The 22,797-nt window shown below is 45.8% G+C and carries 23 protein-coding genes and 1 tRNA gene; 9 read left to right on the top strand and 15 right to left on the bottom strand.

What is annotated here, in order from left to right; all coding sequences use genetic code 11:
• Positions 1-16 precede the first annotated feature (16 nt).
• From VER99_RS03790 to VER99_RS03745, 10 genes are all read right to left on the bottom strand, one after another.
• Positions 17-1,108 carry a flagellar basal body P-ring protein FlgI gene (locus tag VER99_RS03790; RefSeq protein WP_020333342.1) on the bottom strand — a complete coding sequence of 364 codons (1,092 nt, stop codon included), beginning with the start codon at positions 1,106-1,108 and terminating at the stop codon, positions 17-19.
• A gap of 42 nt (positions 1,109-1,150) precedes the next feature.
• On the bottom strand, positions 1,151-1,927 hold the full coding sequence (flgH, locus tag VER99_RS03785) for a flagellar basal body L-ring protein FlgH (protein WP_014231096.1): 777 nt from the start codon (positions 1,925-1,927) through the stop codon (positions 1,151-1,153).
• A gap of 30 nt (positions 1,928-1,957) precedes the next feature.
• Positions 1,958-2,746, bottom strand: coding sequence for a flagellar basal-body rod protein FlgG (gene flgG / locus VER99_RS03780; protein ID WP_005382032.1), 789 nt, complete (start codon positions 2,744-2,746; stop codon positions 1,958-1,960).
• Positions 2,747-2,764: 18 nt separating this feature from the next.
• Positions 2,765-3,514, bottom strand: a complete 750-nt coding sequence (locus VER99_RS03775; RefSeq protein ID WP_014231095.1) for a flagellar basal body rod protein FlgF — start codon at positions 3,512-3,514, stop codon at positions 2,765-2,767.
• Between the two features lie 302 nt (positions 3,515-3,816).
• Complete coding sequence (gene flgE / locus VER99_RS03770; protein WP_020333340.1) at positions 3,817-5,148, bottom strand: flagellar hook protein FlgE; 1,332 nt, start codon at positions 5,146-5,148, stop codon at positions 3,817-3,819.
• A gap of 31 nt (positions 5,149-5,179) precedes the next feature.
• Positions 5,180-5,887, bottom strand: a complete 708-nt coding sequence (gene flgD, locus VER99_RS03765; protein WP_014231093.1) for a flagellar hook assembly protein FlgD — start codon at positions 5,885-5,887, stop codon at positions 5,180-5,182.
• 17 nt (positions 5,888-5,904) lie between these two features.
• Entirely contained in the window at positions 5,905-6,318 is a 414-nt protein-coding gene (flgC, locus tag VER99_RS03760) for a flagellar basal body rod protein FlgC (RefSeq protein WP_014231092.1), read from the bottom strand.
• A gap of 5 nt (positions 6,319-6,323) precedes the next feature.
• Positions 6,324-6,719, bottom strand: coding sequence for a flagellar basal body rod protein FlgB (gene flgB / locus VER99_RS03755; RefSeq protein WP_014231091.1), 396 nt, complete (start codon positions 6,717-6,719; stop codon positions 6,324-6,326).
• 261 nt (positions 6,720-6,980) lie between these two features.
• Positions 6,981-7,808, bottom strand: a complete 828-nt coding sequence (locus VER99_RS03750) for a protein-glutamate O-methyltransferase (protein WP_020333339.1) — start codon at positions 7,806-7,808, stop codon at positions 6,981-6,983.
• A gap of 10 nt (positions 7,809-7,818) precedes the next feature.
• Positions 7,819-8,745, bottom strand: a complete 927-nt coding sequence (locus tag VER99_RS03745; protein ID WP_014231089.1) for a chemotaxis protein — start codon at positions 8,743-8,745, stop codon at positions 7,819-7,821.
• Positions 8,746-8,821: 76 nt separating this feature from the next.
• On the opposite strand from VER99_RS03745, the gene flgA reads away from it, so the two are divergent.
• From flgA to VER99_RS03730, 3 genes are all read left to right on the top strand, one after another.
• The gene (gene flgA / locus VER99_RS03740; RefSeq protein ID WP_020333338.1) at positions 8,822-9,568 is read left to right on the top strand and encodes a flagellar basal body P-ring formation chaperone FlgA; all 747 of its coding nucleotides are present in this window, start codon (positions 8,822-8,824) and stop codon (positions 9,566-9,568) included.
• Between the two features lie 123 nt (positions 9,569-9,691).
• A complete protein-coding gene (gene flgM, locus VER99_RS03735; RefSeq protein ID WP_020333337.1) occupies positions 9,692-10,009 on the top strand; it encodes a flagellar biosynthesis anti-sigma factor FlgM in 318 nt (105 codons plus the stop codon).
• 26 nt (positions 10,010-10,035) lie between these two features.
• A complete protein-coding gene (locus VER99_RS03730) occupies positions 10,036-10,461 on the top strand; it encodes a flagella synthesis protein FlgN (RefSeq protein WP_014231086.1) in 426 nt (141 codons plus the stop codon).
• A 111-nt stretch (positions 10,462-10,572) separates the two neighbouring features.
• Here VER99_RS03730 and flgP read toward each other — a convergent pair whose 3' ends face one another.
• Positions 10,573-11,004, bottom strand: a complete 432-nt coding sequence (flgP, locus tag VER99_RS03725; protein ID WP_014231085.1) for a flagellar assembly lipoprotein FlgP — start codon at positions 11,002-11,004, stop codon at positions 10,573-10,575.
• Positions 11,005-11,013: 9 nt separating this feature from the next.
• On the bottom strand, positions 11,014-11,652 hold the full coding sequence (locus VER99_RS03720; protein WP_014231084.1) for a FlgO family outer membrane protein: 639 nt from the start codon (positions 11,650-11,652) through the stop codon (positions 11,014-11,016).
• A 169-nt stretch (positions 11,653-11,821) separates the two neighbouring features.
• On the opposite strand from VER99_RS03720, the gene VER99_RS03715 reads away from it, so the two are divergent.
• The 3 genes from VER99_RS03715 (at position 11,822) to VER99_RS03705 (ending at position 13,861) form a co-directional block, all read left to right on the top strand.
• Entirely contained in the window at positions 11,822-12,955 is a 1,134-nt protein-coding gene (locus VER99_RS03715) for a flagellar assembly protein FlgT (protein WP_020333336.1), read from the top strand.
• 92 nt (positions 12,956-13,047) lie between these two features.
• Positions 13,048-13,124 (top strand) — tRNA-Arg (locus VER99_RS03710).
• A gap of 230 nt (positions 13,125-13,354) precedes the next feature.
• A complete protein-coding gene (locus VER99_RS03705) occupies positions 13,355-13,861 on the top strand; it encodes a hypothetical protein (protein ID WP_020333335.1) in 507 nt (168 codons plus the stop codon).
• A 124-nt stretch (positions 13,862-13,985) separates the two neighbouring features.
• On the opposite strand, the gene VER99_RS03700 is transcribed toward VER99_RS03705, so the two are convergent.
• Together VER99_RS03700 and gltX are read right to left on the bottom strand one after the other, a co-directional pair.
• Positions 13,986-14,936: an OmpA family protein gene (locus tag VER99_RS03700; RefSeq protein ID WP_020333334.1), complete on the bottom strand. Its 951-nt coding sequence runs from the start codon at positions 14,934-14,936 to the stop codon at positions 13,986-13,988.
• A 620-nt stretch (positions 14,937-15,556) separates the two neighbouring features.
• Positions 15,557-16,984 (bottom strand): glutamate--tRNA ligase, encoded by a 1,428-nt coding sequence (gltX, locus tag VER99_RS03695; RefSeq protein ID WP_020333333.1) that lies wholly within the window; start codon positions 16,982-16,984, stop codon positions 15,557-15,559.
• A 230-nt stretch (positions 16,985-17,214) separates the two neighbouring features.
• Here gltX and VER99_RS03690 point away from each other — a divergent pair, with 230 nt between their 5' ends.
• Complete coding sequence (locus tag VER99_RS03690) at positions 17,215-19,938, top strand: heavy metal translocating P-type ATPase (protein WP_020333332.1); 2,724 nt, start codon at positions 17,215-17,217, stop codon at positions 19,936-19,938.
• A 21-nt stretch (positions 19,939-19,959) separates the two neighbouring features.
• The gene (locus tag VER99_RS03685) at positions 19,960-20,409 is read left to right on the top strand and encodes a DUF411 domain-containing protein (RefSeq protein ID WP_014231078.1); all 450 of its coding nucleotides are present in this window, start codon (positions 19,960-19,962) and stop codon (positions 20,407-20,409) included.
• 72 nt (positions 20,410-20,481) lie between these two features.
• Here VER99_RS03685 and VER99_RS03680 read toward each other — a convergent pair whose 3' ends face one another.
• Positions 20,482-21,174, bottom strand: coding sequence for an oligogalacturonate-specific porin KdgM family protein (locus VER99_RS03680; protein WP_014231077.1), 693 nt, complete (start codon positions 21,172-21,174; stop codon positions 20,482-20,484).
• Positions 21,175-21,759: 585 nt separating this feature from the next.
• Between VER99_RS03680 and VER99_RS03675 the strand changes: the two genes are divergently transcribed.
• Positions 21,760-22,641: a TraB/GumN family protein gene (locus VER99_RS03675; RefSeq protein ID WP_024372739.1), complete on the top strand. Its 882-nt coding sequence runs from the start codon at positions 21,760-21,762 to the stop codon at positions 22,639-22,641.
• Positions 22,642-22,797: the final 156 nt, after the last annotated feature.

The raw sequence follows: 22,797 nt of genomic DNA, 5'->3' as shown, positions 1-22,797 counted from the left end.
GCCGCCTCCTAACGACTTAGATGATGATCAACTGGCCTTCAATCGCACCAGCTTGCTTTAATGCCTGTAAGATAGCCATCAAGTCTGAAGGCGCAGCGCCGACTTCATTGACTGCGCGAACCAAATCGTCCAGCGTCAGACCCGGCTCAAACTTGAACATCTTGCCCTGCTCTTCGTTCACTTCAATGTCAGAATCCGGAACAACTACCGTCTGGCCGCCCGAGAAGGCATTCGGCTGACTCACACTGAGGTTTTCTTTAATGGATACCGTCATACCACCGTGCGTCACAGCAGCTGGCTTAAGGCGCACATGCTTGCCGACAACGATGGTACCCGTACGGGAATTTACGATGATTTTTGCGGCACTATCCGCTGGGTCGAATTCCAGATTTTCAATCGCAGACAGAAACGCTACGCGCTGGCTCACATCTCGCGGCGCGCGCACACGAACGGATGTCGCATCGACCGGACTCGCCATTTGAGGCCCTAGGAAATTATTAACCGCATCGGCCATGCGTTGCGCCGTGGTGAAATCAGACTCTAGCAAGTTGAAAGTGATGTAGTCGCCACGGCCAAAAGGGTTAGGAATTTCACGCTCTACCGTCGCACCACTAGAGATAAGACCGACGGTTGGGTTATTACCGACAATCTTTGAGCCATCGGCACCTTCCGCACTGAAGCCACTAACGACCAAATTACCTTGTGCAACAGCATACACCTGGCCATCTAAACCTTTTAAGAAGGTTTGCAGTAGCGTGCCACCACGCAGGCTTTTCGCGCTTCCGATGGATGACACCGTGACGTCTACTTGCTGACCTGGCTTAGAAAAAGGCGGCAATGTTGCCGTTACCATCACAGCGGCAACGTTTTTGATTTTTGGCTTGGTACCCGGCGGCAGTTGAATGCCGAAGTTTTGCAGCATGGCCGCGAAGCTTTGTTCCGTAAACGGGTTAGACTCCCCAGTACCCGGCAAGCCTGAAACTAAACCATAACCTACAAGTTGGTTGCTACGTACCCCTGCCACTTGCGCGACGTCTTTGATACGTGCGGCTTGAGCAGCAGTTGAAAACAGCGCAGCGCTCAGTAGGAGTAAAAAGATTTTTTTCATGCTTACCTATCTCTCGCAATTAAATTGCCGCAGTACGGCACCTTAAAGCGCTACATTAAAGAATCGTGCCAAGAAGCCAGGCTCTTGCATATCTTGTTGCAATCCGGTGCCTGAATACTGAATGCGGGCATTCGATACCCGGTTGGAAGCAATCGTATTGTCAAAATTAATGTCGTCAGGGCGAATGGTGCCACTTAAGCGAATGTACTCATCGCCCGTATTCAGGGTCATCCACTTCTCGCCACGGATAACCAGATTACCGTTGGCAAGTACTTCAATCACTTCGACAGTAATGTAACCGCTGATGCTGTTACTCTGTTTCGCTGACGAATCACCCACAAAGCTGTTACTGCTGTTTAAGTCATAAGAAAAGTTGTAATTGCCGCCGATTTGCAGCTCTTGCCCACCAACTGATAACGGGTCCATGGTCGAATCATTACTTTTCGACAAATCCGCGTTAGCACTCTTAGTCGCGCTCGTGGTTTCATCTAACGTTACAGTGATGATGTCACCAATACCTCGAGGTTTGGAGTCGTCGTAAAGATCGGTAATGTGCTCTGGACTGAATAATGACCCGGTTGCCGCAGCATAGTGTTCCGGTTTCTGTTTTGGATGAATTGGAGCCCACGCAGGATCGCCAGCCACCGGATCAGTTCTGCCACGTAAAGTGTCTACAATGCCGCTGCTGTCTTCTGATTTATCGCCTTCAACGGCATCAACCACCGTGGTTGCTTGAGAGACTTCATCGGTTTCAATTGGCTCTAGCATGGCACAACCAGACATGGTGCTAATAAGTGCAAGCAGGTAAATACGTTTCATCATAAGATCCTTAATCTCGATGCTTAAGCGTTACAGCTGCTGGTTCACGAAGCTCATCATCTTATCGACGGATGAAATCACTTTAGAGTTCATTTCATACACACGCTGCGCTTCGATCATATTGACCAACTCTTCGGTCACGTTAACGTTCGAAGCTTCAAGCATGGATTGGCGAATTTCACCCAAACCGTCCAGCCCTGGTACCCCTTCTTGTGGGTCACCACTCGCGCCAGTCGGCAAATAAAGGTTCTGACCAATTGGCTCTAAACCTCCCGGGTTGACGAAATCGGTAATGGTGAGCTGACCGACGACTTGGTTGTCTTGCTGACCACGAACGCGAACTGACACTTCACCGTCCGTACCCACAGTGATTGAGATTGCGTCTTCAGGAATGACGATTTCTGGCTCTACCGGGTAACCAGAGCCTGACGTCACTAGCGTACCTTCACCATTGAGCGTGAATTGACCATTACGCGTATAACCGATGTTGCCATCCGGCAAAGTCACCTGAAAGAAACCATCGCCTTCCACCATCATATCCAGCGCATTCGTGGTCGTTTGCGCGTTACCATGGGTGTGCACTTTTTGCGTGGCAACCACTTTAGAACCGGCACCCAACATCAAACCACTTGGTAATTCTGTGTTCTGAGAAGACTGACCGCCTGGCTGGTTAATGTTCTGATAAAACAAGTCTTCAAATACGGCACGGCTTTTTTTGTAGCCAACCGTTGAGGCGTTCGCCAGGTTGTTTGAAATCGTTGCGATGTTGGTTTGTTGGGCGTCTAAACCGGTTTTACTAACCCATAGTGCTGGATGCATTGTGAACCTCTAACTCTGTTAACTCATACGAAGCAGTGAATCTGAAGACTTGTCCATCTCTTCAGCGGTACTCATCATCTTGACTTGCATTTCAAACTGACGCTGAAGGTCAATCAATGCCGTCATTTCACCCACGGCATTGACGTTACTTCCTTCAATAGCACCGGTCTGGATGCCGATGGTTGCGTCTGCTTCGTAAGGCTGGTTTGGAGTTTTATGGCGAAATAAGCCATTGGTGTCTTTAAATAAATTGCGGTCGTCAGTTTTCACAAGCTTGATACGATCAACCACTTGTAATTCTTCTGCTGGAGCACCTTGTGGAAGTACAGAGATGGTGCCGTCACGACCGATTTCAATTTTAGATAGAGGGATAGGTAAAGTAATCGGGGCGTCATTCTCACCCAATACGGCATGGCCACTCGCATTAGTCAGCAAGCCATTTTGATCGACTTTTAAGTTGCCGTTACGGGTCAACCCTTCTTTGCCCGTGTGGTCTAAAACAGACAACCAACCGCTGCCTTCGATAGTAATATCCAAATCGCGGCCAGTGGTGATCACACTGCCTTGAGCAAAGTTATGTCCCGGACGCTCAGTCATGCTAAACACACGTGAAGGGAGCCCTTCTCCATACGCTTGCATCGAACGAGCCTGTGCCAAATCCGCACGAAAACCCGTGGTGCTCACGTTGGCCAGGTTGTTGGCACGCAATTGCAGAGCCTGCATGTTTTGCTTGGCGCCGCTCATTGCGAGAAACAGTGCGCGATCCATAAATTACTCCCTAAAGTCCTCTGTACTTGAGAGTAAAAGCAATACTTATGCCAAAATAAAATACACTTAATATTCAACGATATGATTTAAAAACGAACCAGATAAAGGAAAATTTTCGAGGATAAATCCGGAAAGAGGCAAGTTTTTGATTCTCTGAGCGGCAATGGCGGCAACGTAGAGATCAAATAATACCTAGCCCAAAGTGAAGACTTTTAGGGCTAAGCATCTGATGAATGTCATAAAGTAATCAAGTGAGCTGCCGAGCAGCGTCACTTGATAAAGCAGATTATCCGGCTCGCGATTTAGCGGATCTGCAGAATATTTTGTTGTAGCTGGTTATGCACTTCTAGCGAACGCGAGTTAGCCTGGAAGTTACGCTGAGCCGAAATCAGATCCACCAGCTCCTGAGTCATGTCAATGTTTGACTGCTCCAGTACGCCGTTATTAAGGGTACCAAACGAACCTTTATTGGATTCGCCCCAGATTTTGTCACCAGAGAACTGAGTTGAATCCCACTGAGTGCCGCCTTTTTTATCCAGACCTTGTTCGTTAGGAACACGGACGAGCGCAACGCGGCCCAGGGTGACGTTTTCACCGTTTGAGTATGTGCCCAACACGCTGCCGTTTTCATCAAAGTCAACTTTGGTCAAGAAACCCGTCGTAGCACCATCTTCATCAAATTTGGTCAGTTCAAATGGCGCCGCAAACTGAGTTGATGCATCTAAACCAAAGTTCAGAGTTTGCATCGGATCAGCGCCGTTAAGATTGATACCGGCATTTTCTGCCGCCGCACCACCTTCACCAACCGAAGCACCTAACGCCACTGAGCGAATAGGGTTGCCACCGTTTAGGCTCGCCAGAGTACCATCATTGTTGAACCTCATCGTGTGACCAACATGGCCAGATGCGGTTGTTGCATCACCTTGAGCAATGTTAACCGGCTTCTCACCATCTTTGTCCGTTACCGTGTAATAGGTATTCCAGGTATTCGGCTGAGTCTGGTCTTTCAGGTAGTAAGTGGTCAACTTGTAAGACTGACCCATTGAGTCGTAAATGGTTGAAGACGTTGAACGGTTGTAAGTATCTGGATCAGAAAAATCAAACTGAGTCGGATCTTTCAAATCACCATTAGCAGGTAAGTTTACGCCCACTTCAATGTTCGCCGTTTGTTTTGGCTTACCAAACTCGGCAGGAATATTGATTGGCTGTGGCTCGTAAGATGACACCTCACCAGAGTCTGGATTTACCTCATAACCAAGCAGAAACTCATCGTTCGCCGTTACCATGTAGTTGTCTCTGTTCAGATGAAATGCACCGTTACGTGTCATTTCATTTTGCTGCGGCACGAGACGATCTTTCGCCACGGCGAAGAAGCCCGTTCCTGATACACGCAAATCCATCGGGTTATTGGTGTAAACACTTGAACCTTCGTGGAATTGCTGAGCAACCTGGCCAGCCTGAACACCACCACCCGGTGTGGTTTTGGCGTTGGTGAACAAAGAGTTTGAGTAGACATCCGCAAACTCGGCACGAGACTCTTTAAAGCCATACGTATTGGCGTTCGCAATGTTGTTACTGGTGGTGTTTAAATCCAATTGAGCGGCGGACAAACCGCTTAAAGATACATATGACATTCCAAAGTCTCCTGATCTCGCGTGTTATGCGTTACGCTTTGCCGACTTCCAATACTTCTGCAAGTCGAACTGGCGATTCAAAACCCGCCAGATTAAGTAATACGTTTCCGTCACCCTTACCGAGTAATACGCTGTTTACATTGGCATAAGTGGAGACTGGGAACTCTTGCGACGCCCCATCAACTAAGCCAGATGCTTTCACTTTGTATTTACCGGCAGGCAATGGATTCCCGCTTTCATCATTACCGTCCCAGAGTACACGGGTGTCACCAGCTGGTTTCGCCCCTACCTCAAAAGTACGAACCAGTTGGCCAGCCTCGTTTTCGACACGAACAAATAAATTGTCGATAGACTGCGAAAGCTTAACCATGGCTGCCATTGGGGCTTCGTCTTGCTTCACACCCGCAGCGCCTGGGACCAACACATCGCGCCCAACCAGAGAAGAAGCCTGTAATGCTTGGTTCGATGTCATCGACGAGTTCAAACTCTCAAATTGAGTGTTCATTTTGCCGATGCCATCAACGGTCGCAAATGACGCCATCTGCGCGATCATCTGGTCATTGCTGACTGGCTTAAACGGGTCCTGCTGAGACAATTGCTTGGTGAGCAAAGATAGGAAGTCTTCCTGTTTCAGGTCCTGCTTACCTGTGCTCTCTTCCGCTTTTTTGTTCTCTTGTAGGCTTTTGAGCTGGTCGATGTAGGACAAGCCGCTTTGACCAACGTTGTTAAATCCGGCCATACGCTACCTCCTTATCCTTATTGACCCATCTGCAGCGTACGCAGCAGCATTTGTTTACTTGAGTCGGCAACTTGAACATTGGTTTGATATGCGCGAGAAGCCGAAATCATGTTTGCCATTTCTTCCATTACATTAACGTTTGGCTTGTAGATGTAGCCTTGTTCGTTTGCAAGAGGATGATCAGGGTTGTACTCCGCATTTAACGGTTTATCACTTTCTACAATTCCCAACACTTTCACTGGTACCGTATTACCGTTACGCATGGCGTTACCTAACTCGGCGCCAAATACAGCATGACGCGCTTTGTAAGTGTCTTTCGCAGAGCTACTGACACTATCCGCATTCGCCAGGTTGCTTGAGGTAGTATTCAGACGAACAGACTCAGCGCTCATTGCGGAACCTGTCACATTGAAAACGTTAAATAAGCTCATCTAAATTAATCCCCTTTGATTGCCTTGGTTAAGTTCTTAAATTTGCCACCTAGAAAGTCGAGTGATGCCTGGTGTCTGATTTGGTTCTGCATGAACAGGTTACGTTCTAAATCCAAATCTACCGTGTTGCCATCACCCGTATCAGGTTGGGTAGGAAGACGATATAGCTTGTCCCCTGTCAATGTTGTAGTGGCAGGAATATGCCGACCATCGGTTCGATTAAGACTAATACTTGCCCCAGATGTTGCCGCTTGTAATTCCTTTGCAAAGTCTAAACCTCTTGCTTTGTAGCCAGGCGTGTTTGCTTGCGCGATGTTGGTGGAAATCACCTCAGCATTGCGCTCACGTACGCCCACCGTGTGTTGGTGGATGCCTAGTGCATTGTCAAAAGATATAGCCATGTTTGCCTCTACAATTAGAACTGACCGGTATAAATAACTAAATAGCAATTACTATGCCAAAAACTGGCACACGTTTACGGCTAAAAGTTATCGATGCTTTGAATTGCAATATGTAAGCCAAGGTGATTGATGGAATGTCAGTGTCAATCCACTCGGCTTAAGCGTAAAGATACCTTTGTTTGAGGGAGTAGGCAAAAATGAAGGGGAAGATCAGGTATTGGGTTAAGAGAGATCCTAGGTCTTGACCCTAGGATCTTTAAACTATTTCAATTTATAAATGATACCCGGATTACAACGCACCATTTCAAAACGATCCGTCAGCCCGGTTAACGACTCAGATGCCCCCAGCAGTAGATAACCACCCGGATTGAGCTGGTTTGCCATTTGATTGAGTACTTTCGATTTCATCTCCGGTGAGAAGTAAATCAGGACATTACGGCAAAAGATAATGTCAAACTTACCCACCAGCGCGTAGCTGTCGAGCAAGTTTTGCGGGCGAAAGTTGACCAGACGTTTTACATTGTCTTTCACTTTCATGCGGCCATCTCCGTTGTCTTCAAAAAAGACTCGACGACGTTCCGGAGAGAGACCACGCCCCAACGCTAAATTGTCATACACGCCAGCGCGACACATCTCCAGCATACTGCTCGAAATGTCGGTTGCGGTGATAGAAACGCTTGGCAACAATCCCGGTTTACGCTGCTGCGTTTCCAAAATCGTCATTGCGATGGAGTACGGTTCTTGACCCGATGAACTGGCGGCTGACCAGATTTTAATTGGCCGTTTGTTTGCCGCGACTTCCGGCAATAATTTCTCAGCTAAAACCGTGAACGGATACGTATCTCGAAACCATAACGTTTCGTTGGTTGTCATCGCATCCACAGCCGCAATACGTAGTTCCCGATTGCGGCCTGAGACCACATCACGCAGTAAATCAGACAACGAAGTGAGCTTAAACTTGGTCACTAACGGACTTAATCGACTGCGCACTAAGTACTGCTTACTATCGCCTAGCACAATTCCACATTGCGCTTCGAGAAAACGGCTAAAGTCACGATACTCTTGATCGCCAATTGTAATAGCAGTCATTCATGTCTCTTTATTGTATTAATGCAGTTTTAACCGCGTTACCCAGTTCGTCTGGATTAAATTTCGCAATGAAGGTGTTCGCTCCCACGCGATCAACCATAGCTTGGTTAAATACGCCACTTAAGGAAGAGTGGAGAATAACATAAAGGTCTTTCAAATCCGCATTTCTGCGAATTTCAGCGGTTAGGGTGTAGCCGTCCATCTCTGGCATTTCGATATCAGAAATCACCAAAGAAATTTGCTCGTAGATGTCACCCTCTCGAGCCATCTCAAGCAAGGTGTTGTATGCCTCTTTACCATCTTTCACCGACAACACCTCGAAACCGATCGAACGGATAGCTCGCTCGAGTTGTTTACGTGCAACAGTAGAGTCATCGGCAATCATGATACGACGTACAATTGGTTTCACCTGCTCTGCCTGAGCGATTTCTTCACCAATCGAAGCGTCCATTGTTTCATCCACTGGCGCAATTTCAGCCAAAACTTTTTCTACATCGAGAATTTCAACGAGCTCGTTATCAATGTTGGTTACCGCGGTCAGGTAATGTGCTTTACCCGCGCCTTCCGGAGGCGGCAAAATCGCTTCCCAGTGCATGTTTATAATACGCTCAACCGACGATACTAAGAACGCCTGAATGGAGCGGTTGAACTCCGCAATCACCACAAAGCACTTATCAATTTCCGTGGTTGGGCGGCCACCAATTGCCAGGCTTAAATCAATAACGGATACGGTATGGCCACGAATATGAGCAACACCTTTTACTAACGGATGCAGATTTGGCATTACTGTCAGCTTTGGACATTGCAGCACTTCCCGAACTTTAAATACGTTAATGCCATAACGCTGCCGGCCCATCAATCTAAAGGTCAACAATTCCAATCGGTTCTGACCGACGAGTTGCGTACGCTGATTCACTGAGTCAAGAATCCCCGTCATATGCTCATCTCCATCTCAAACTTTTTGTTTTTAAATGATACTCTACCACTGGCAAGCATTGTTCCAGGGAGACCTTATGGCGTATTTCACTATCACTTCGACTACATTGACTAAAACAATATGTAGATCGGTATTCACAAAGTACGCTAAGGCTATCGGCATTTTGCTCAGTATATTTAGCTTTTTTGTTCATTCAGCCACTGATAATCAGCTCGAGCAGATAAAAATGGCAGCAGAACAACATGTTTTAGCCACCGTCGAGCAACCTGCAGGCGGTGAGTTAACCGTCAATGCAGCAAATATCGACTCACGGATTAAAGCTACCGACTGCCCAGAACCTCTCGACACTTCGGCTTCAACCACCAACAGCACGCGCAGCAATATTAATGTATTGGTTGAATGCTCTGCTGATGACTGGAAAGTCTACGTCCCAGTGCGTATGTCAGTTTCGGTCCCGATGCTTGTCAGTACTCGCCAACTCGTTCGAGGAGAAATCATCAGTGCTTCAGACGTCACCACGTCAATGATTGAGTTACAACGCTTTCGCAAAGATGGCTTTACCGACCTTTCTCAAGTCGTGGGCGCGAAATTAAAGCGTAGTGTTCGCCTTGGAGATGTCGTGGAGCGAAATGATGTGTGCGTGGTGTGTCGTAACGAGAGAGTGACAATTCAAGCGGTAAAAGCGGGGATGACGATCTCGACCCAAGGCACCGCATTGCAAGACGGCGCAGCAGGTGATCAAGTGAGAGTGAAAAATGATAAGTCACAACGTATAATAGAAGGCATAGTGACTGGCATTGCAGAAATCACCGTCAACTTTTGACCTTCGGCGAACAACAGCACGAGATGAAAATCGATCAATAAAAGTGCACAAAATGATTAAAGTTATTTTGGCGTTGGTCGATAGTCTGAGTACCAGTATTACGATACAAGGCAAAGGTAAAACATGGCAGGTATAGACAATATACGTTCAGGTCAGATAATGACGACTAATAAAAGTCGCGCACCTGCACGTAATGAATCGAATGCGACCAACACAACAGATTCGCATAAAGTGTCAGCGCAACAAGATGCAGTATCTTTGAGCCAACAAAGTAAAGACGTCAATAAACTCCAAAAGGATATGGCAGCTTCACCGGCTTATGACACCGCAAAAGTGGCCGCAATCAAAGAAGCAATCGCAAACGGCTCATACAAAGTTGATCCAGAAAAACTGGCCGACAACATGATTAAGCTTGAAAGCGAATTGCAAGGCAAAATCTAACTGACTTAGGCTCAAGGTAAGTATTCATGGCAGCATTAGTCGATCTCGTAAACTTCCAACTAGAAAATGCAAAAGCACTTTCTGTCGTTTTACGTCAGGAAACACAAGCCATCACTGCGCGTGTTTCTGCTGATATCGAAAGTATTGCCAAACAAAAGATGACACTCATTGATCAATTAAAGACGACTGATCAGCGAATCGCCTCTCACCCGCATGTCAATCAGCTTACCGAAGATGAACACCTAAGTCAGGTGGTAAACCAGATTCAATCTATCGTTATTGATTGCCAACAGGTCAATCAAATGAACGGTGAATCGCTCAATCGAGCGCAGCTGAGCTTCACCAAGCTCAATAACATGCTTCAACGCACCCACGGTAAAGTCGGTATGACTTACAACGCCGGTGGGCAAACCCACACCATTTCGACTTTAGGCACCAACATCAAAGCCTGATTTTTCTCTTCGTGATACCCCTATCGTTTATCTACTCTGACTTATACGCATAAAAAACGACCCATTGTTACCAATGAGCCGCTAAAGAGATTATCTGACGTTATTTAGATGTCAGAACAGGGTCTGCTGACGCTTCTCAGGTACCTGCTGAACTTCACCATAGTCTCGTAGCTTATCCATTTTGCGGATATCCAGACGAAGCTCTGTTACATAACTGTCTTCGACCAAGTAGCTTCTCACCACTTCTGCGCCGCGAATAACGCCGTCAACCGCACCGGTTGTGCTTTCCGTCCCTAAACGCTGATCTTGCAGCTCTGCTCGGCCACTGACACGCATACCATAGACCTGCTCTGCCAGTTCACGGTAAGCATCAATTTTCGATGCGCGCATTGCTCGAACACGTTTTTCTTCTACAGTGCGACCAGTTTGTTCACTCACGCTGGCATAACCTACGGCAACGAGCAGCTCATCCTGACGCATCTGCTGTAATGGTTGGCAACCCACCAGCACCAAGGTGGCGATAATAAATAATAATTTTTTCATGGCTCTGTCCTATGGGCGGAGAATCACAGTGTATGGCTGACGAATCGTCGGGTCTGAACGAATCAGCACGCCATCTTGAGTACGAATACTGTTCAGCGTATCTAAGTCGCGGCCAATACGATCCGCAGGCAAAAAGCCCTGTGCCGTTGCTACAACAATTCGGCTTTGCATCCCAACCACGCGAGCGTTTACAAGCACACCACCTTCTTGGCGTAGCATAGTGCCAGTTAATACGTATTGGATTTCCTGCTCTTGCGCGAGATCGCTCCAGTCTCTGCTCAATGCAAAGTCACCTTGTTGAGTGACCTGGATCGAGCCCGTCGTTTTAAAGTCCACCACTTTAAATCCACGACGCTGGAACTGATGGATGAATCCTTCAGATACCGAGTTCCCCAACCAATTGGTTGCATCCATATTCTGTAAATCAACGAATGATGTGATCGCAATAGGCGTACGCGCAGAGACCGCGACGTTAGAAACCATCAACTCTTCCGTCATGCTTTCAATAAAAAAGTCCATCGTATGACGCGGGCTATCCATCAGCATGAACTGACTGCCTGAATAGGGTTCTTTACCATTGTAAATTGGTGAATACGCGCACGATGTCAAAAGCGTCATCATCGATGCGGCAGCAAGCCATTTTTTCATGGATTGATTCTCCAGATAATCTTGGGTGTCACTGTTCCTTGTCATTCATGACAAGAAACGAAATCTTGGAACAGTCTTTGCTTTTCTTTTGCCTGTCCAAACTAGAAAGCGCTACCAAACTTCACTGATGTTTGTTTTAGCAATATTTATACCTGAACGGTTACAAGCCATGAAAAAAATATTAATCAGCGTATTATCAATCACTTTCGTTCTGCTTCTGCCTTTTCGCGCAGTCGCCGCGTGGTACGAAGTGACAGGCGTTGCCACGATCGTATCTTCGGACGATGCGGCAAGGCTACACGCCTTAGAGGATGCGCTTTTTAAAGCCGTCAACTTTTCGGGGGCAGATATTGGCAGCATCAGTAATTTAATGCCGCTATTGGAAGAAAACCGCAAAGAGTATCAGTTCACTAACCATGAAGTACGCTACATCCTGGTTGAATCAGAGCGAAAGCGAAGTGGTAAGATGGAGATAAAGCTCCGTGTCGACATCTACCCATCGGCAATGGGTTGCCACACGGCTCAATACAAAAAAACCATCCTGGTTGGGAATATTGATGTCGCCTCTCCTCAACAAGCCGTGATGGGACAAATTTATCAAGTTGGTGATGACTTTAGCCACGTTGTGAATCGTCAGCTCGATCAGACCTCGCACAGTTTCGTTTCTGTCGGCACTACCGACTACTCGATTAGCCGCAACTACCCTGCTCGCACTCAGATGATTGCCGAGGACAATGGAGCACAGTACATCATTGGTGGCGTCATTACTGACTTAACCGCGACAATTGAATCTAAAGTACTCAAAGATGACATCATCAACCGGCAGTTTGCCTTAGAGATGAAAGTTTATGATGGCAAAACTGGCCATGAAGTCTTTTATAAAACCTACCGCGAAGTCGCTCGCTGGCCGTTTGCAAAAACCAGTCAGGTCGACACACGAAGCGCGCGATTCTGGGCCTCTACTTATGGTGAAATGATGCTGCGCGTAAGCCGTAACATCATGTTAGATTTGGAATCAGAACTGTCTTGTAAGATAACCTTGCCGGAAGTAGTGGCTGTCTACGGAAACACCGTCACTATGGATTTAGGCCGTATGCACGGTGTTAAAGAGGGCGACAAATTGCAATTGTGGCACACCGCGTCTTTTATCGATCAAAGTGGTTTACCACGTAACAAAGTATCGCAAAGTGAAGTGACCTTAACCGTGTCGCGCGTTTATGAACACGAAGCAGAACTGAGCATCGATCAACCCAACCTGTCATCAAGCGTTCAAATTGGCGATGTAATGAACAAGATACTCTAAAAGACAACATTAGGCCTTGAGATATGCGTACTTTTGAATATTATAGATGACGCATCTTATTTGATTATACCAACTGCAGTAGCTGGTATTACGCCCTCATGGCACAGCTGGATAGCGCAGTCCCCTCCTAAGGGACAGGTCGTAGGTTCGAATCCTACTGGGGGCGCCACATCAGAACCTTAGTTCGCGATTGAACTAAGGTTTTTTTCTTTTCCCTTGATCTGACATCACTTGAGACGATTCATTAGAAGCTCACTCAGCGTCTTTTTCTAGAACATTCACTAACGGCACAAAACCAATTTTAAACGCAGCTATTTACAGTTTTATATTTTATGACTTTAATTATTGATGAGTTTTGCTTACCCTTTTTGGCTATTAATAAGAATATTAGTTAGCACTATGTCTAAGAGCAATTTAATTACAAATACCGGACACCGTTTTATATCCAAAGGCAAAACAGCCTTTAAGATCCACATCCACACCCCAGAGGATACGGTACTTCACCGCTCTGTAGGGTTCGTGCGCATTGGAGAGGAGAAGGGACTAAAGAAAGCCATTAAATTGAGAAATGAATTGGGACAGCAGATGTGGGGCAAGTTTTGGCGGCGCCTTTTGAAAGATCCCTATCTGATGACAAGATTACCGCACAGTGTTGAACCGAAAATCGTTCATAAACCCAATCCAACTCTAGAGAATCCAGACAATCGAGACACTTGTTACATTGCCAAGTGGCGAGAGTTTAACGAACGCGGAGAATATAAGTACAAGACGGTTGTGCGCTCAATCAGTAAATACGGCAAGCTTGCCGCATACATGCAAACCAAAAAAGCACTGCTGGAAGCTCACAAGGAAAATCTGGAAATACTTACGTTCATGGGACGCCTAAACAGTATCGATCTTAAATAACCCAATGTACTAAGTCATTTTAGGCTGTTACTGGTTTTTGCATCGACAGTAGTTATAAAAATGCCCCAAAGCGCTAACGCTTTGGGGCATTTAAATTCAGGACTCTATTTGTTTAAATAGTATCTTATTGCTGAACTTGGTATTCAAATTCAGGAACAATCACTTCTACGCGACGGTTTTGTTGACGACCTTCACGCGTTTCGTTTGATGCGATAGGGTTGTTTTCACCTTCACCACGAGCGTGGATGCGTGATGCATCAATGCCTTTTTCTACTAGCGCGTTAGCAACAGATTCTGCGCGTTTCTCAGAAACTTTTTGGTTGTATGATGCAGCGCCAGAAGCATCTGTGTAGCCTACCACTTCAACATTCGCTTGTGGATGCTCGTTTAGGAAAGCAACCAAGTTGTCTAGTTTAGCTGCGCTTTCAGGTTTTAGTGTTGTGCTGTTTAGATCGAAGCCACCAGTACCGATAGTTTGAGTTTCAAATGTTTTCGTTACAACGACTGGCTCTTCTACAACAACCACTTCTTCAACGATTGGCGCTTCTTCAACAACTGGCTCTTCGCTGCCACCGAATTTGAATGAAACACCTAGGGTCGCTGTATTGCCTGTTGCGCGAACTATATCGTTGTTGATGTCAGTGATAGTTTGGTATTCCGCACGAGCTGTAACATTTTGGCTTAGGTTGAACTCAAGACCTGCCGCACCAAGGTAAGAGTAATCGTCTTTACCATCGAACATTACGTAAGCGCCACCCACTTTACCGTAAAGTGCGATGTCTTCAGTGATTGGTAGGCTGAATTTAGGCGCAAGGGTGATAGCTTCTACGTGACCACCGAAAGAGGTGTTATCAAAATCACCAACATTGTCAAAACCTGCTTCAACTGCAATGTAGTCATTGAATTCGTAACCAACAAAAGCACCAAGAGTCGAGTCATCTTTATCGCAAGATTGACCTGCTACACAAGCATCTTCCAACCAAGATTTACCCATTTTACCGCCAACATAAACTTCGGCTTGAGCCGCTGATGCCATAAGTAAAGATGCTGAAATTACCGCTGCTAGTTTTTTCATTATTGATTCCTATTAAGAATTACTTTTATTAGATCACGAAATGCGTCGCCGACTGACGTTGTATTCCAATTTGATTCATTCCTTGAGCGTATTACCGAAGCCAACTTCGTGCATATACATGCAAATTATTTATCAAAAGTTGCTCGGGTAGCATTCCTGTACAGTATTCGGGACCGCTATTTGGGTCCCACTGACGAGATGAACTATAACGCTAAGAAATCTCGAGAAAAATCCCAAAACTGTCAGTTTAGTGTCATCAAAACCGCAAACATTATGTGATATAGAGCACCAAAAGCCTATCGTGACAACGACGCAAACGTTTGCGCCAAAAGTCACAACAAAGTAACTAATGCAGATATTTGTCTCACTATTGAGATGCCACTTGGGGAACTTTATAGATAGTAGATATTAATCAGAGGGATAGTTTGAAAATCAGCCATTGAATAAGCACTAAAAACCACGATCTTTAATTACAAAAATTTATCAAAAAACAAACATCAACACGCCGACATAGCATGTACATCAGTCAAATCTGTTCACTACTTTCGCTTTTATTACATTCTTTAGACATAAAAAAACCGCGGAAATTACCGCGGTTTTTGAATATCTATGCAATTGAATTATGCATTAGCTTCACGTTCAGCAATAAACGCTAAGGCCATTTTAATACGAGCAATACAACGCTCTTGACCAATTAGAGCCATAACTGCGTCAACAGATGGAGACTGACCACCGCCTGTTACTGCTACACGTAGCGGCATACCAATTTTACCCATGCCGATTTCTAGCTCTTCGCAAACAGCTGTAATTACACCATCTTTGATGCTTTCAGTTGTCCACTCAGTTAACGCTTCTGCTTTTGCAAGTGCAAGCTCTAGAGGCTCTTTTGCTACACCACGTAGGTGTTTCTTCGCAGCGCCCGCTTCAAACTCAGAGAAATCTTCGTAGAAGTAGCGAATCTGCTCAGCCAGTTCAACAAGGGTATTACAACGCTCACCAACCAATTTGATCACTTCAGTGATTGCAGGGCCGTTTGTCACGTCCAGCTTCTGTTGGTCTAGGTGCCATTGTAAGTGCTCTGCAACGTACGCTGGATCAGAGCTCTTGATGTAGTGGTTGTTTAGCCACTGCAGCTTATCTGTGTTAAATGCAGACGCTGACTTAGATACGGCGTCCAGACTAAACAGATTAATCATTTCTTCTTGAGTGAAGATTTCTTGGTCACCGTGAGACCAGCCCAGACGAACAAGGTAGTTGTTTAGGGCAGCTGGTAGGTAACCCATATCGCGGTACTGCATTACCGATACAGCGCCGTGACGTTTAGACAGTTTCGCACCGTCGTCACCCAGAATCATTGCACAGTGAGCAAATGTAGGTACTGGTGCACCTAGTGCTTCGTAAATGTTGATCTGACGAGGTGTGTTGTTGATGTGATCCTCACCACGAACAACGTGTGTGATGCCCATATCCCAGTCATCAACCACAACACAGAAGTTGTACGTTGGTGAACCATCAGTACGGCGAATGATCAAGTCATCCATCTGCTCGTTACGGATTTCGATACGACCACGGATTTGGTCTTCAAATACAACACTACCCTCTTTCGGGTTGCGGAAACGAATTACGCAAGGATCACCATCTTTCGCCGCATCGTTTGCCGCTTTGATTTTAGGATGGTTAGCATCGTAGCGAGGCATTTCTTTGTTCACTTCTTGCTCTGCACGAATCTCATCCAGTAGCTCTTTAGATGCGTAACATTTGTATGCTTTGTCTTCAGCAACCAGCTTATCAACCATTTCGTTGTAACGGTCAAAACGTTGAGTTTGGTAGTAAGGACCTTCATCCCACTCCAGACCTAGCCATTCCATACCTTCCAGAATCGCATCAACCGCTTCTTTAGAGTTACGCTCAAGGTCTGTATCTTCGATACGCAGAACGAATTCACCACCTTGGTTTTTAGCATATAGCCAAGAATACAGTGCCGTACGCGCACCACCAACGTGTAGATAGCCAGTTGGGCTAGGAGCAAAACGAGTTTTAACCGTCATTTGAGTTCCTTAGGGTTAATGTTCAACGAGAGGGTTCTCGTTGTATTGTCAAGGATAAAAGTGGCGACATTTTACCATCGTAAGTCAATACTACAATCCTTCCGTGTTCATATACCCAAATAACCTCTCGATGCGGGGTTCAACGAAATTAACTTCATTGATAACAAACCTTGACCTTACCCTTGCAGTAAGGTTTAAGCTCACTATATTGCGATCAGTGAGGAAAAGTTATGAATCAGTTTGTAGTACCGTTATCAGGGCTTAACTGCATGGGTTGTGCAAGGAAAGTTGAGAAAACTTTACATGCAAACCATAGTGTTGAAATCCTCAACTTGTCCCCGACCTCTGTGGAAGTCAAAACCGATGCCTCTTTAAACGAGATTGTTGAGTCTATAGAATCCTTGGGCTATCAGGCTGGTCACGCCTATGACTTTAACTTGTCCAGATTAAGCTGTGGCGGCTGTGTCAGAAAGCTCTCTACTTTATTAGAGTCAAATGCAGACGTTATCTCATTTGAAGCTTCGACGACGCAATTAAATATCCGAACTCTTCTTTCTGAACAGCAAGTCATCGATCTTGTCGCGAGCTTAGGCTACACCGCGAGTAAAGAAGTCATCACAGGCACCGAAAGTACAGAAGTTAAAAGTGCCGAGCCTGAAGATGAAACCCAACCAGCACAAAGCGAAGCACCAGATAAACCACTGGAAGACATTCCACCAGCCAGCAGCACTCAACTGCAAATGCTAATCCAGGGAATGACCTGCGCAAGTTGCGTTTCTTCAGTCGAAAAAGCATTAACTAAGGTTGAAGGTGTAGAAAAAGCTCAGGTAAATCTTGCTGAACAAAGTGCCTTAGTGTTCGCGATTCAGGATTCAGAAGACTTACACCAAGCGATTGTCGAGTCAGTAAAACAAGCAGGATACCAAGCGGAAATCCTACAAGACGCCGCAACACAACAAGAAAAGCAAGCGCAGCAGCAATTGGCACAGCAAAAACGCTTTAAATTTGATGCCATTGCTGGCTTAGTGGTGGGTGCTCCCTTAATGCTGTGGGGTGTGGCTGGCGGTAACATGATGATTCGCCACACCAGTGATCAGTTCATTTGGGGTGCGGTCGGTCTTTTATGTTTGCTGCTTCTGGCAACTGCTGGTCGCCACTTCTTCAGCAACGCTTGGTTAGCGGCGACTCACAAACGCGCAACCATGGATACACTGGTTGCATTGGGCACAGGTGCTGCTTGGTTCTACTCCATGCTCGTAGTGGTTTTCCCAAACTGGTTCCCGCTCGCATCACGTCACGTCTATTTTGAAGCAAGTGCAATGATCGTTGGTTTGATTTCTCTCGGTCACTATATAGAAGCCAAAGCCAAGGCCAACACGACTCGCTCATTACAAGCTTTAATTAACTTGCAACCACAACAAGCGACGGCTATTACAGAGAAAGGCGATCAGACCATCAGCATTGAGCAAATAACGCTTGGTATGAAATTAAGAATTAAGCCCGGCGAGAAAGTGCCAGTAGATGGCACCGTACGCGAAGGCGAATCCTATATAGACGAGTCAATGCTAACCGGAGAGCCTGTCCCGGTGCTAAAAGGGCTGGATGCAGAAGTCTCTGCTGGTACGCTAAACACCGACGGTAGCTTGGTTATCGAAGCCACTGGCATTGGTACAAATACGATGCTTGCGCGCATCATTCGTATGGTTAGAACCGCTCAAAGCAGTAAACCAGCCATCGCCAAATTAGCCGACCAAATCTCAGCGGTATTTGTACCTGTCGTGGTTGGTATTGCCTTACTTGCTGCGTTGGTTTGGTTTGCAGTAGGTCCAGAGCCTAAAGCCAGCTACATGCTCGTGGTGACAACAACCGTACTCATCATCGCCTGCCCTTGTGCACTTGGCTTGGCTACACCTCTTTCCGTCACAGTTGGCGTAGGCAAAGCCGCCGAGTTGGGCATCTTAATTAAAGATGCTGATGCACTGCAGTTAGCCAGTAAAGTCGATACGGTCGTCTTCGATAAAACCGGCACGCTGACACAAGGAAAACCATCGGTTCAGCAAGTTTTTACTCACGCGACCAGTCAAGATGAGCTGCTTGCTATGGCCTATTCGGCAGAGCGTCAGTCTGAGCATCCACTTGCCAAAGCCGTGTGTGATTTTGCGAAACAACAAGACGCGCGAGAAGTCACGTTAGACAAATTCGAAAACGTCCGTGGACGTGGCATCTTAGCGACTTACCAAGGTAAACCATTGCTGATCGGTTCTTTGCAATTTATGCAAGCCGAGAACATTGACACAAGTAACCTAAAACAAGCGATAGAAGAGAGTGCAAAAAACGCTTGGACGCCTGTCGCTGTGGCTCTGGATAACGAGTTAGTCGGACTGATCGCGATTGCCGATCCAATCAAGTCAGACGCTAAAGAAGCACTTTCAGCTTTAAAAGCTCAGGGAATCAAAACCGTGATGTTAACGGGTGATAACCAGCACGTTGCTGATGCGATCGGTAAAGAGCTCGGCATTGATGAAGTGATTGCACAAGTTTTACCAGATGAAAAAGCCCAGCACATCGAGCAACTTCAATCTAAAGGCCATATTGTGGCGATGGTCGGAGACGGCATTAACGATGCGCCTGCTCTTGCACTTGCCAACCTTGGCATTGCAATGGGAAGCGGCTGTGATGTCGCGATAGAAAGTGCGCAAATGACGATTCTCAACACTTCACCAATGGCCGTGGTGCACGCAATAGAGTTGTCGCGCGCTACACTTAAAAACATGAAACAAAACTTGTTTGGTGCCTTTGTTTATAACTCGTTGGGCATACCTGTTGCGGCAGGTGTACTTTACCCAGCATTTGGCTTTTTACTCAGTCCCGTAGTTGCAGGAGCAGCGATGGCACTGTCTTCAATTACTGTCGTTAGTAATGCAAACCGACTACGACTGTTTTCAGTAAAATGACGACTTCTTTCTGAGGGTATTATGAAATTGAAACTTGTAACTTTTGCAATGCTTGCGACCGTATCCGCCAATGTATTGGCAGCCGATGTCATTAACCACAAGTCGCCATATTGTGGCTGTTGTGGTGACTGGACAAAACACATGGAAGAGAACGGCTTTACGGTCGAAGAAAAACTGCATGATGATATGAATGCCATCAAACGCGAATTAGGCATGAAAAACCAACAGCTCTACTCTTGCCATACGGCAGAAATAAACGGTTATCTGTTTGAAGGACACGTGCCAGCAGCCGATATTAAAGCCTTCTTGGAAAACCCACCGAAGAATGCGAAAGGTCTGACGGTTCCTGGAATGCCAGTAGGCTCCCCAGGTATGGAGTATGGCGATAAAAAGGACAGTTACACCGTTTACGCTTTCAATGAACAAGGACAGGTTTCGGCCTTTAGTCACCACAAAGGTAACGACAAATAAAATAAAGCCCAGCTCTTAAAACAGATGCTGGGCTTTTTCTTAGCAACTTAATGGACAATTAAGACGAAATCGTTAGAAACCGTAAGAAGCACCAAATACAAAGGCGTTGTTCACTAGGCTGTCTCCATTCGCATTTTCTGCGCCATGAGCCTGAGAGCGAAGTTCAAAGTATGGTTGAACACCTTTACGAGTCCATGTCGCACGGAACTCGTGGTCCATTGTATCGGCATCAATCATGTATACATTGTTGTAGCTTAGCGTCACATCTTCATTCATCACGTAACCGATGCGGTTATCCATGCGGTAGTCCGTATCTGCATCTGCGTCTGTTGCATCAATGTGTGCACGCGTGCGGTTGCTCAGAGAAATGCCGTTATCGAAGTTATAACCAATTTTCACCAGTGGACGGTATTGAATGTTTTCGCCCGCTGAGAACAAGTGTTGGTAACCTGCTGCAACCCAAAGACGATCAGTGATGTTAAATGACTGCTCACCCCCTACCGTAATGTAAGGTGTTATGTTCCCTGCGCCACCATTTTTACTTTCTAGTTTGCCAAGTTGAATACCATCAAACTCAGTGTAAACCGTAAAGCCACCAAATGAATTATCGAAAGTATGACCAGCTTCGAGTGTAGAAGTCACGTCCGAGCCGTGAATTCGGCCATCATCGTGAAATTGAACGTTACCTGTTACGTAAGAAGAACCAGCAAATGCGCTAGACGCGAAAGCGAGAGAAAGAGCACTCAGTGCAAAAATGTATTTCATAATTACTGCCTTTATTTATTCACGTTATGTGATGGTTCCAGACTCGTAGGTTCCTTTACATAACAAAATTTGGAATCTGCCTTAGTGGGCGGAGGCAATACTGAAACAATTAATTTTTGATGAAAAATAAATCCTTTAAAAAGGTGATCATGTTCAAAACGGGAAACCAGACAATAAATAAAACCCATAAAATACAGTCAATTACAACTGGACTGAAAAATCTTTCAAAAAATCCATATCCGACCTACATCACAACAAACTACATAAATCAGAACGATTTACCAATTAAGATCACATTATTAATTTAAACTTTCACTCCAATCTTTTTTATCAGAGCGAAATAATTAGATTTCGATCACACTTAATTTACGCATAAAAATAAATAGCACGTCGCAAAATGGTGAGTTTATCGTGACAATTCTATCTGCCCCCTATTAAACGGCTCGTATACACACGAGTTATTGAAAACGTGTTCTATGCTCAATATGGCATCTTGCTCTAGTTTCGGTATAAAGTGATGTGCAGATGCGCTTTCAAGATGCTGGATACAAAATGTTATCCGGGATTCAGTTCGAGGATAATAATATGTTCCGCATAATGACCTTTGTATCATCGTTTTTCGTTCTTTTTACTTCCTTTTCGTCCAGCGCTGAGCCACAACATTGGTTAGCCAAAAAAGGCGAGACAGAATATATGATTATCGGCTCAGTACATGTGGGGGATAAAACCATGTATCCCTTGCCTAAAAACCTACTGGAACACCTTAGCGAAAGTTCGGGGCTGATCATTGAAGCGGACGTAAGAAGTAATGAGGGTGCTGTTTACCCGCCAGTGTCTAAGAGAACCAAAACGATACTGAACAAAACGCAGCGTCAACAACTGATCAAAATAGCAAAAGATTTGCAGATACCAGAAACTCAGCTGCTGAATGCCCCACCATGGAATACCGCTCTCACCATCCAACTCGCTTTAGTGAACAAACTGGGGTATGTCTCAACAGAAGGCGTCGATATGCACTTAATTGGCTTGGCCGACAAAAACGGCATTCCTGTCATTTCACTCGAAACCGTACAGTTTCAAATCGATTTAATTACTGGTCAGCCTGATGAAGGTAAAGAAATGCTGCTGTCATCCATCAATGAATATGAAGCAGGAGAAGAACTCGTCGAATGCCTGATTGAAAGCTGGAAAAGTGGCGATGGTAGCATGTTGGAAGAAGCCTCTTTAACTGACAAAGCAACAGAAGAGTTCAATGAGGCCTTTTTGTATGCACGTAATAAAGACTGGGCAGAAAAGCTCGACATCGGCAGCATACTCCCGCAAAAGCAAGGCCGCTATACCGTTGTTGTTGGTAGCCTGCATCTCGTCGGTAAAGATAACCTAATTGATTTGCTGGCCGAGCGAGGTTTTGAAATTACACCGCTTGGTAATACACGCAAAGCAAAGTGCAATATCCAACAGATGTAGATACAGTAAGCTCAATGCAAAAAGCCGCAACATTTCTGCTGCGGCTTCTTTTAATATGGTCGGTGAAGAGGGATTCGACGCGGCTGGGCTTCCAGACCCCGACCCTCAGATAATGCATACTATAGATGCAAAAAAGCTCTATATTTCTAAAGAGCC

The sequence above is a fragment of the Vibrio natriegens NBRC 15636 = ATCC 14048 = DSM 759 genome, from assembly GCF_035621455.1.
GTDB classification, from domain to species: Bacteria; Pseudomonadota; Gammaproteobacteria; order Enterobacterales; family Vibrionaceae; genus Vibrio; species Vibrio natriegens.
This window is presented reverse-complemented; position numbering and strand designations above follow the sequence as displayed.

What these genes read in the sequence shown, in the direction of transcription:
- VER99_RS03790 (WP_020333342.1), bottom strand. Translation starts at nt 1,108, where the DNA reads ATGAAAAAAATCTTTTTACTCCTACTGAGCGCTGCGCTGTTTTCAACT.
- flgH (WP_014231096.1), bottom strand. Translation starts at nt 1,927, where the DNA reads ATGAAACGTATTTACCTGCTTGCACTTATTAGCACCATGTCTGGTTGT.
- flgG (WP_005382032.1), bottom strand. Translation starts at nt 2,746, where the DNA reads ATGCATCCAGCACTATGGGTTAGTAAAACCGGTTTAGACGCCCAACAA.
- VER99_RS03775 (WP_014231095.1), bottom strand. Translation starts at nt 3,514, where the DNA reads ATGGATCGCGCACTGTTTCTCGCAATGAGCGGCGCCAAGCAAAACATG.
- flgE (WP_020333340.1), bottom strand. Translation starts at nt 5,148, where the DNA reads ATGTCATATGTATCTTTAAGCGGTTTGTCCGCCGCTCAATTGGATTTA.
- flgD (WP_014231093.1), bottom strand. Translation starts at nt 5,887, where the DNA reads ATGGCCGGATTTAACAACGTTGGTCAAAGCGGCTTGTCCTACATCGAC.
- flgC (WP_014231092.1), bottom strand. Translation starts at nt 6,318, where the DNA reads ATGAGCTTATTTAACGTTTTCAATGTGACAGGTTCCGCAATGAGCGCT.
- flgB (WP_014231091.1), bottom strand. Translation starts at nt 6,719, where the DNA reads ATGGCTATATCTTTTGACAATGCACTAGGCATCCACCAACACACGGTG.
- VER99_RS03750 (WP_020333339.1), bottom strand. Translation starts at nt 7,808, where the DNA reads ATGACTGCTATTACAATTGGCGATCAAGAGTATCGTGACTTTAGCCGT.
- VER99_RS03745 (WP_014231089.1), bottom strand. Translation starts at nt 8,745, where the DNA reads ATGACGGGGATTCTTGACTCAGTGAATCAGCGTACGCAACTCGTCGGT.
- flgA (WP_020333338.1), top strand. Translation starts at nt 8,822, where the DNA reads ATGGCGTATTTCACTATCACTTCGACTACATTGACTAAAACAATATGT.
- flgM (WP_020333337.1), top strand. Translation starts at nt 9,692, where the DNA reads ATGGCAGGTATAGACAATATACGTTCAGGTCAGATAATGACGACTAAT.
- VER99_RS03730 (WP_014231086.1), top strand. Translation starts at nt 10,036, where the DNA reads ATGGCAGCATTAGTCGATCTCGTAAACTTCCAACTAGAAAATGCAAAA.
- flgP (WP_014231085.1), bottom strand. Translation starts at nt 11,004, where the DNA reads ATGAAAAAATTATTATTTATTATCGCCACCTTGGTGCTGGTGGGTTGC.
- VER99_RS03720 (WP_014231084.1), bottom strand. Translation starts at nt 11,652, where the DNA reads ATGAAAAAATGGCTTGCTGCCGCATCGATGATGACGCTTTTGACATCG.
- VER99_RS03715 (WP_020333336.1), top strand. Translation starts at nt 11,822, where the DNA reads ATGAAAAAAATATTAATCAGCGTATTATCAATCACTTTCGTTCTGCTT.
- VER99_RS03705 (WP_020333335.1), top strand. Translation starts at nt 13,355, where the DNA reads ATGTCTAAGAGCAATTTAATTACAAATACCGGACACCGTTTTATATCC.
- VER99_RS03700 (WP_020333334.1), bottom strand. Translation starts at nt 14,936, where the DNA reads ATGAAAAAACTAGCAGCGGTAATTTCAGCATCTTTACTTATGGCATCA.
- gltX (WP_020333333.1), bottom strand. Translation starts at nt 16,984, where the DNA reads ATGACGGTTAAAACTCGTTTTGCTCCTAGCCCAACTGGCTATCTACAC.
- VER99_RS03690 (WP_020333332.1), top strand. Translation starts at nt 17,215, where the DNA reads ATGAATCAGTTTGTAGTACCGTTATCAGGGCTTAACTGCATGGGTTGT.
- VER99_RS03685 (WP_014231078.1), top strand. Translation starts at nt 19,960, where the DNA reads ATGAAATTGAAACTTGTAACTTTTGCAATGCTTGCGACCGTATCCGCC.
- VER99_RS03680 (WP_014231077.1), bottom strand. Translation starts at nt 21,174, where the DNA reads ATGAAATACATTTTTGCACTGAGTGCTCTTTCTCTCGCTTTCGCGTCT.
- VER99_RS03675 (WP_024372739.1), top strand. Translation starts at nt 21,760, where the DNA reads ATGTTCCGCATAATGACCTTTGTATCATCGTTTTTCGTTCTTTTTACT.